The following is a 7,444-nucleotide window of genomic DNA, read 5'->3' on the forward strand; positions in this document are numbered from 1 at the left end:
ACAGATGCGGGACGCCATGCCTCAGAGCATAGGAATAGATATCGGCGGCACCAATCTGCGTGCCGCCCGCATTTCCGGTACCGGTGAAATCCTCAAGCGTGTTTCCGAAAAGAGCGCGCCCGACCCGGAGCTGGTGCTCGGCCGCATCGCCGACATGGTGCGCCTTCTCGACACGCCGGATGTGAAGGCCATCGGTGTCGGCGTGCCGGGCCGCGTCGATGCGCGGCGCGGGGCGGTGTTGTCTGGCGGCTATGTCAACCTCGCCTCGGTTGCGCTCGCCCAGCGCCTGGAAGACATGACAGGCAAGCCTGTCGTCATCGACAATGACTGCAACATGGCGCTGGCCGCCGAGATGGCGCTCGGCGCCGGGCGCGGCCATGGCAACATCGTCATGTTCACCATCGGCACCGGCATTGGCGGCGCCGTCGCCCAGGATCGGCGGATTACGCGAGGTTCGGCAACGGCGGGTCAGCTCGGCCACATCACTGTCGACGTCAATGGCGAGGTCTGCGCCTGCGGCCGGCGCGGCTGCGTCGAAACCACCAGTTCGGGCACCGCGCTCGGCCGTCACATTGCGCGCGCCGGCCTCGGCGCCGACATTTCAGTCGATCAACTCTTTGCCCGCGATACGGCCGGCGATATCCAGGCGCGCGGCATACTGGACGCCTGGGTGAAACCGCTGCGGGCCGCCATCGACACCGCCGTTGCCATGCTCGCTCCCGACCTGGTGCTGCTTGGCGGCGGGCTTGGCCGGGCGGCCCACGCAGCACTCGGCCACGCGCCGGCTCTGGCGCCCTGGTATCAATGCCAGGTCGAACCGGCACAACTCGGCGACGACGCCGGGGTGATCGGCGCCGGCCTCCAGGCGCTGGCGGGGGAGTTGCACACGTCGCCCTCGACCCAGCCCAGCCGCTCGCGGCGCGCTGTGCTCGTCAACGGCATCCCCGCCAGCGGCAAGAGCAGCGTCTCGCGCGGTATCGCTGATCGCATGGGCTGGCCGCTGCTGGCGCTCGACACGATCAAAAACCCTTTTCTCGAAGTGCTCGGTGGCGGCGACCGCCTGTTCAACCGCACGCTCGGCCGCGCCAGCTACCAGGCGATCTGGTCGGTGGTCGGCGAAGCGCCTGCCGGCACCACCTTCATCGTCGATGCCTGGTTCGGCTTCCAGCCGCGCGAGGTCCTCGAGGATCATCTGCGAAAGGCCGGCGTCGAGCAGACTTTCGAAATCTGGTGCCACGCGCCCGGCGAGGTCCTTGCCGAGCGCTATGGCGCCCGCCTCGACCAGCGCCCCGCCGGCCATCCCGGTGCCGCCTATGTTCCCGAACTGATCGAGCTCGCCAAGCGCGCCGAACCGCTGCGGCGCGGACCGCTCTTCGACGTCGACACGACGAAGCTCATCGACTTCGATGCCATCACGGCCTGGTTGCGGGCGACGATGGCCGGCGGCGCATAGACAGTCGGAAGACCCGTTCAGTCGCCGCTACAGACGTGAAGTTCCGTTCCGGCCGCTTCGATGACCGCGCGTAGTGCCGGTTGCGGTGCACGATCCGTGACGATGTCGGAAAGCGCGCTGAGCGCGCAGATCCGTTCGAGGCTGTTGCGGCCGAACTTGTCGTTGGTCACCACAAGCGCTGTGGACAGCGCGCGAGAGATCATGGCCCGCTTGACCGCCGCCGCTCCCGAGATCATGTCGCTAGGCCCTTCCGCGGACAGGCTCGACGCGCCGATGATGGCAATGTCGGCATTGTAGCGCCTGACGAATTCCACCGTATCCTCACCGACCACGCTGGCTTCTCGGCTGTCATAGGTGCCGGGGCACAGGATAACCCGAAAGCTCGGATTGGCGCCGGCCACCGAGGCCACGCCGATGGAGTTGGTGATGATGGTCAGCTCCCGCTTCAGCTGCGAGAGACTGCGCGCCACCTCATAGGTCGTCGAGCCGCCATCGATCATCACGATATGGCCTTTCTCGACCAGTCCGGCCGCGCCGCGCCCGATCCGCGCCCGCTCCTCGATCATGGTCTGGCTGCGCTCGGCGATCACCGGCTCGGATGTCACCAGCGAGATCGTCGCGCCGCCATAGGTTCGGTTGAGCAACCCCGCATCGCCAAGCTCGATAAGGTCGCGCCGGATCGTTTCGCCGGCGACACCCAGGCGCAAAGCGAGCCTGGAAACACGGATCGAGGCCGAGCGGCGCACTTCCGACAGGATGAGCTCATGCCGCTCCTTCTTCGACAGCCGGCTCTGTTCCATGATCTGCCCTCCGCGAAGCCGACAGTATTATCCATGCCGACGCTGGTGGGGAAGGAGTCTCGCAAGACCCGGCTGGGCTGCCTTGATTCGAACGATTGAAGCGGGGATGCCGGCTGGCCCTGATGCGGCTGGCCGGCCTCGATCGAGACACGGCCGCCGCCGGTTGATCAATAGCCGACGGTAAAACGCTGCCTGATGTGGGCAGGCTTCTCGATCTCGTCGACCATGACGATGGCGTAGTCCTCGAAGGAGATGCTGCTGCCCTTGTCGGAGGCCAGTAGCGTGTCCTTGCCCAGGCGGAATTTGCCGGTGCGCTCGCCCGGGACGAACATGGCGGAGGGCGACAGGAACGTCCAATCGAGGTCGCCGACGGCTTTCAGCCTGTCGAGGAAGTCGGCGCCCTTCTGTGCCTCGGCCTTGTAGATGGCGGGGAATTCGGGGGTGTCGACCAGCCTTTTACCGGGCGCGACCTCAAGGCTGCCGGCGCCGCCGACGATGAGGTAGCGCTTCACGCCGGAAGCGCGCACTGCGGCAATCAGCGTGTCGGAATCGCTGTCCAGGAAATGCACTGCGCTGATCACCAAATCATGGCCACGGATCAGGTCGGCGAGACCTTGCCTGTCGAAGACATCGCCCTTCCTCGCAGTCACGCCGGGCAGCGCGGCAATCTTTTCGGGGTTGCGGGCAATACCGGTGACCGTATGGCCACGGTCGGAGAGTTCCTTGAGCAGGCGCGAACCGACGGCGCCTGATGCACCGATGAGAGCGACTTTTGACATGTCCTTTTCCAGTCCTTGTTGGGGTCAGTTGGGGGATCACGCCGCCGCGATATGGGCGACGAGATTGTCGAAGCTGCCGAACAGCGCGTTCGAGCCGATGAGGCGCGGTGCATCGTTGCGGATAATTGCGAGGGAAGGCACGCCATTGGCGTGCAGGCGCTGGAACAGCGTGCGGCCGCGGCCAACCAGCTCGCCGTGAGCCGTCAGCAAGGTTTCCGTCGGCGCCTTCAACATTGCCGCGGGACCGGCCATACCGGCATCGGCGAGCACGGCGGCCACGCCTCCGACAGTTACGGTATCCCTGCCATCGACATAACGCGCACGCTGGATAGCCTTCAGAGCGCGCAGCCGACGGTTGGGGTCCTCGAGGCCGGCAGCGCTGATGCCGAGCGTGGCGGCATGCGAGTCGAGCAAGGTGCCACGAATATTGAGGACATTGTTTCGGTAAGCCTGCGTGAACTTCTGTCCGGTCAGACGCTCGATGCGCTGGTCATTCGCCCAGGCATGGGCGGCAAAGCCTTCATCCATCGGCCGCGCCCCGGCATCGGAGAACAGGCCGGTCGGCAGCAGCTCGATGCGCGAGCCGCTGGCCAAGAGCCTGTCCAGCATCGGCGTGGCGCCGTAACACCAGCCGCAGAGCGGATCGAAAAGGTAAGTTACATCTGAATTGCTCACGATCGCTGCCATCCTCGGTACGGATTGTCGGCTGACGAGCCGCCAAAAGTCTTGGCCGTATGTGGCAGACGGAGGTCTTGCGATAAATGCCACCCAATAATACAAACTGTCCGATCAGATCAGACAAAAGCAGTCGCCATGGCCGACCTTCTGAACCTCAATCGGCTCGTCTACTTCACCACCGTGATGGAAACCGGCTCGTTCACATCAGCCGCGGACCGGCTTGGCGTCGCCAAGGCCGTGGTCAGCCATCAGGTCGGGAGGCTCGAGGAGGAACTGGGCGCAACGCTGCTGCAGCGCACGACACGACGCGTCACCCCGACGGAAGACGGTCGCCTCTTTTATGATCGCGCGATGATCATCCTGCGCGAGGCGGAGGCGGCCTATGGCGAGATCTCGCACGGCGCGGTCGAGCCGAGCGGAACTCTGAAGCTGACCGCGCCGCTCGACTACGGCACCAGAGTGGTGGCGCCGGTCATGGCGGCATATCTGAAGGCCTATCCGCAAATGCGCGTCGAAGCGATCTTCGACGACGCGGTGAGCAATCTGGTCGATGAGCAGATCGATCTCGGCATCCGCGTTGGCTGGCTTACCGATTCCTCCAACCAGGCACGGCGACTGGGCACGATTAGGCAGATCGTCGTTGCGAGCCCGGCCTTCGCGGCAAGCCTGCCCGCGGATGCGAACCCGAACCAGGCACGATCGCTGGCCTGGGTCGGCAATGCCCAGCTGCGCGGCGTCGGCCAATGGCTGTTTTCCAGAGAAGGCGAGACGGTGCTGACCGAACTCAATCCCGTCGTCGTCTGCGACAAAAGCCCGGCGGCCTATGCCTGCGTGCTTGCAGGTATCGGTCTGGGTATATTTCCCGACTATGCGGTCGATGAGGATATCGTCGGGGGTCGGCTTGTGCGGATATTCGCGCAGTGGGCCTTGCCGACCGGCGGCATCCACGCGGTGTTCCCGCCGGCCCGCTTCCGGCCTGCCAAGGTGCGCGCCTTCGTCGAATTGCTCGTCGCCGCCGAGAGAAAGCGAGCACGCGGCAAGGCCAGGGGGTGACGCGGCACACAGCTCGCAATGTCAGTGGAGACTTACATCGGGGCGCCTCGGCTTTGCCTGCTTGCGGACCGCTGGGCGGGAGGCAGTCGTCGGCGATCGTTGCCCTAAAAACAAAAACGGCCCGCTGGTTTGAGCCAGGCGGGCCGATTGTGATTTGGTTGCGGGGACAGGATTTGAACCTGTGACCTTCAGGTTATGAGCCTGACGAGCTACCGGGCTGCTCCACCCCGCGTCACCACTAAGCGAGCTTGCTTAGGATGTAAGCGCAAGCCTACGACTAGGCTGGCCTACAGATAGGTATATGGCTCACCAAATGAAAGGGCCGCTTACGCGGCCCGTGGTCCCTTGGCGGGCCATTTTCGTAGAGAGAAGATTTCACTCGATCCGCTTGGATGTGAGTTCAACGTGCGTTTAGCAGACCTGGCAGCGACCTACTCTCCCGCGTCTTGAGACGAAGTACCATCAGCGCTGGAGCGTTTCACGGCCGAGTTCGGAATGGGATCGGGTGCAGCCGCTCCGCCATAACCACCAGGTCGGCAAAACGCACGTTGTTCGAGAAGCTGTTTTTTGTGCCAAGGCGACGTTTGTGGCTTTCGGGCGTAAGCCCGCAAGCGCGACTGCGCGTCGCCGGTTTTCCGGCGCCCTCGCGGAGCATAGGCCCGTAAGGGCCGCTCATGCGTGAGCGCTGGTCAGACCATCGTGTTACACGATGGGCATAAGGAATGAGAACGATCAAGCCGATCGAACTATTAGTACCGGTAAGCTTCAAGCGTTGCCGCTCTTCCACACCCGGCCTATCAACGTGGTCGTCTTCCACGGTTCTCAGGGAATACTCGTTTTAAGGTGGGTTTCCCGCTTAGATGCCTTCAGCGGTTATCCCGTCCGGATATAGCTACCCTGCTATGCGGCTGGCGCCACAACAGGTCCACCAGAGATCCGTCCATCCCGGTCCTCTCGTACTAGGGACAGATCCTTTCAATATTCCTACACCCACGGCAGATAGGGACCGAACTGTCTCACGACGTTCTGAACCCAACTCACGTACCGCTTTAAATGGCGAACAGCCATACCCTTGGGACCTGCTCCAGCCCCAGGATGCGATGAGTCGACATCGAGGTGCCAAACAACCCCGTCGATATGGACTCTTGGGGGTCATCAGCCTGTTATCCCCGGCGTACCTTTTATCCGTTGAGCGATGGCCCTTCCACGCGGGACCACCGGATCACTATGACCGACTTTCGTCTCTGCTCGACTTGTCAGTCTCGCAGTCAGGCAGGCTTATGCCATTGCACTCAGCGAACGATTTCCGACCGTTCTGAGCCCACCATCGCGCGCCTCCGTTACTCTTTAGGAGGCGACCGCCCCAGTCAAACTACCCACCATACATTGTCCCGGACCCGGATAACGGGCCGCGGTTAGACATCCATAGTAATAAGGGTGGTATTTCAAGGGTGGCTCCACCTGAGCTGGCGCCCAGGTTTCAAAGCCTACCACCTATCCTACACATGCCACTACGAATGCCAATGTAAAGCTATAGTAAAGGTGCACGGGGTCTTTCCGTCTAACCGCAGGAACCCCGCATCTTCACGGGGAATTCAATTTCACTGAGTCTATGCTGGAGACAGCGGGGAAGTCGTTACGCCATTCGTGCAGGTCGGAACTTACCCGACAAGGAATTTCGCTACCTTAGGACCGTTATAGTTACGGCCGCCGTTTACTGGGGCTTCGATTCAGAGCTTGCACCCCTCCTCTTAACCTTCCAGCACCGGGCAGGCGTCAGACCCTATACGTCGTCTTGCGACTTCGCAGAGCCCTGTGTTTTTGATAAACAGTCGCTACCCCCTGGTCTGTGCCACCCTCCTCCACTTGCGTGGAAAAGGGTCACGCTTCTTCCGAAGTTACGCGTGCAATTTGCCGAGTTCCTTCAGCATAGTTCTCTCAAGCGCCTTGGTATACTCTACCAGACCACCAGTGTCGGTTTCGGGTACGGTTTATAAGGAGGAGCTATTTCCTGGAACCACGCAGCAGCCCGTTCAATCCGATAAGATTGGACTACCTCAATGATCCGTCACTACCTCCAAGCCCACGAATATTAACGTGGTTCCCATCGACTACGCGTTTCCGCCTCGTCTTAGGGGCCGGCTAACCCTGCTCAGATTAGCTTTAAGCAGGAACCCTTGGTCTTTCGGCGGGGGAGTCTCTCACTCCCCTTACGTTACTCATGTCAGCATTCGCACTTCTGATACCTCCACCACCCCTCACGGGTATGGCTTCATCAGCTTACAGAACGCTCCGCTACCGCTCGTGATTGCTCACGAACCCTAAGCTTCGGTGTATGGCTTTAGCCCCGTTACATTTTCGGCGCAAAGACCCTTATTTAGACCAGTGAGCTGTTACGCTTTCTTTAAATGATGGCTGCTTCTAAGCCAACATCCTGGTTGTTTTGGGATCCTCACATCCTTTCCCACTTAGCCATAACTTGGGGACCTTAGCTGTAGGTCAGGGTTGTTTCCCTTTTCACGACGGACGTTAGCACCCGCCGTGTGTCTGCCGACTAGTACTCCCAGGTATTCGGAGTTTGGTTAGGTTTGGTAATCCGGTGAGGACCCCTAGCCCATCCAGTGCTCTACCCCCTGGGGTATTCGGTCGACGCTCTACCTAAATAGATTTCGCGGAGAACC

At 61.7% G+C, this 7,444-nt stretch carries 5 protein-coding genes, 1 tRNA gene and 2 rRNA genes (1 of these 8 cut by a window edge); 2 read left to right on the forward strand and 6 right to left on the reverse strand.

Annotated features, from left to right (window positions below; all coding sequences use genetic code 11):
• Positions 1 to 16: 16 nt before the first annotated feature.
• Positions 17 to 1,453: an ROK family protein gene (locus tag CK227_RS10150; RefSeq protein WP_245318098.1), complete on the forward strand. Its 1,437-nt coding sequence runs from the start codon at positions 17 to 19 to the stop codon at positions 1,451 to 1,453.
• A 17-nt stretch (positions 1,454 to 1,470) separates the two neighbouring features.
• Here the strand turns inward: CK227_RS10150 and CK227_RS10155 are convergent, their stop codons facing one another.
• The 3 genes from CK227_RS10155 to CK227_RS10165 form a co-directional block, all read right to left on the reverse strand.
• Complete coding sequence (locus CK227_RS10155; protein WP_095772383.1) at positions 1,471 to 2,253, reverse strand: DeoR/GlpR family DNA-binding transcription regulator; 783 nt, start codon at positions 2,251 to 2,253, stop codon at positions 1,471 to 1,473.
• Positions 2,254 to 2,420: 167 nt separating this feature from the next.
• Positions 2,421 to 3,032 carry an NAD(P)-dependent oxidoreductase gene (locus CK227_RS10160; RefSeq protein WP_095772382.1) on the reverse strand — a complete coding sequence of 204 codons (612 nt, stop codon included), beginning with the start codon at positions 3,030 to 3,032 and terminating at the stop codon, positions 2,421 to 2,423.
• Positions 3,033 to 3,068: 36 nt separating this feature from the next.
• Positions 3,069 to 3,707 carry a DsbA family protein gene (locus tag CK227_RS10165; RefSeq protein ID WP_095772713.1) on the reverse strand — a complete coding sequence of 213 codons (639 nt, stop codon included), beginning with the start codon at positions 3,705 to 3,707 and terminating at the stop codon, positions 3,069 to 3,071.
• Between the two features lie 138 nt (positions 3,708 to 3,845).
• Between CK227_RS10165 and CK227_RS10170 the strand changes: the two genes are divergently transcribed.
• The gene (locus tag CK227_RS10170) at positions 3,846 to 4,763 is read left to right on the forward strand and encodes a LysR family transcriptional regulator (RefSeq protein WP_095772381.1); all 918 of its coding nucleotides are present in this window, start codon (positions 3,846 to 3,848) and stop codon (positions 4,761 to 4,763) included.
• Between the two features lie 155 nt (positions 4,764 to 4,918).
• On the opposite strand, the gene CK227_RS10175 is transcribed toward CK227_RS10170, so the two are convergent.
• From CK227_RS10175 to CK227_RS10185, 3 genes are all read right to left on the reverse strand, one after another.
• Positions 4,919 to 4,995, reverse strand: a tRNA-Met gene (locus CK227_RS10175).
• A 186-nt stretch (positions 4,996 to 5,181) separates the two neighbouring features.
• Positions 5,182 to 5,296 (reverse strand): 5S ribosomal RNA (rrf, locus tag CK227_RS10180).
• A gap of 195 nt (positions 5,297 to 5,491) precedes the next feature.
• Positions 5,492 to 7,444 (reverse strand): 23S ribosomal RNA (locus tag CK227_RS10185); it runs 847 nt beyond the window's last position.

The organism is Mesorhizobium sp. WSM4308 (assembly GCF_002294905.1).
Classification (GTDB): Bacteria; Pseudomonadota; Alphaproteobacteria; order Rhizobiales; family Rhizobiaceae; genus Mesorhizobium.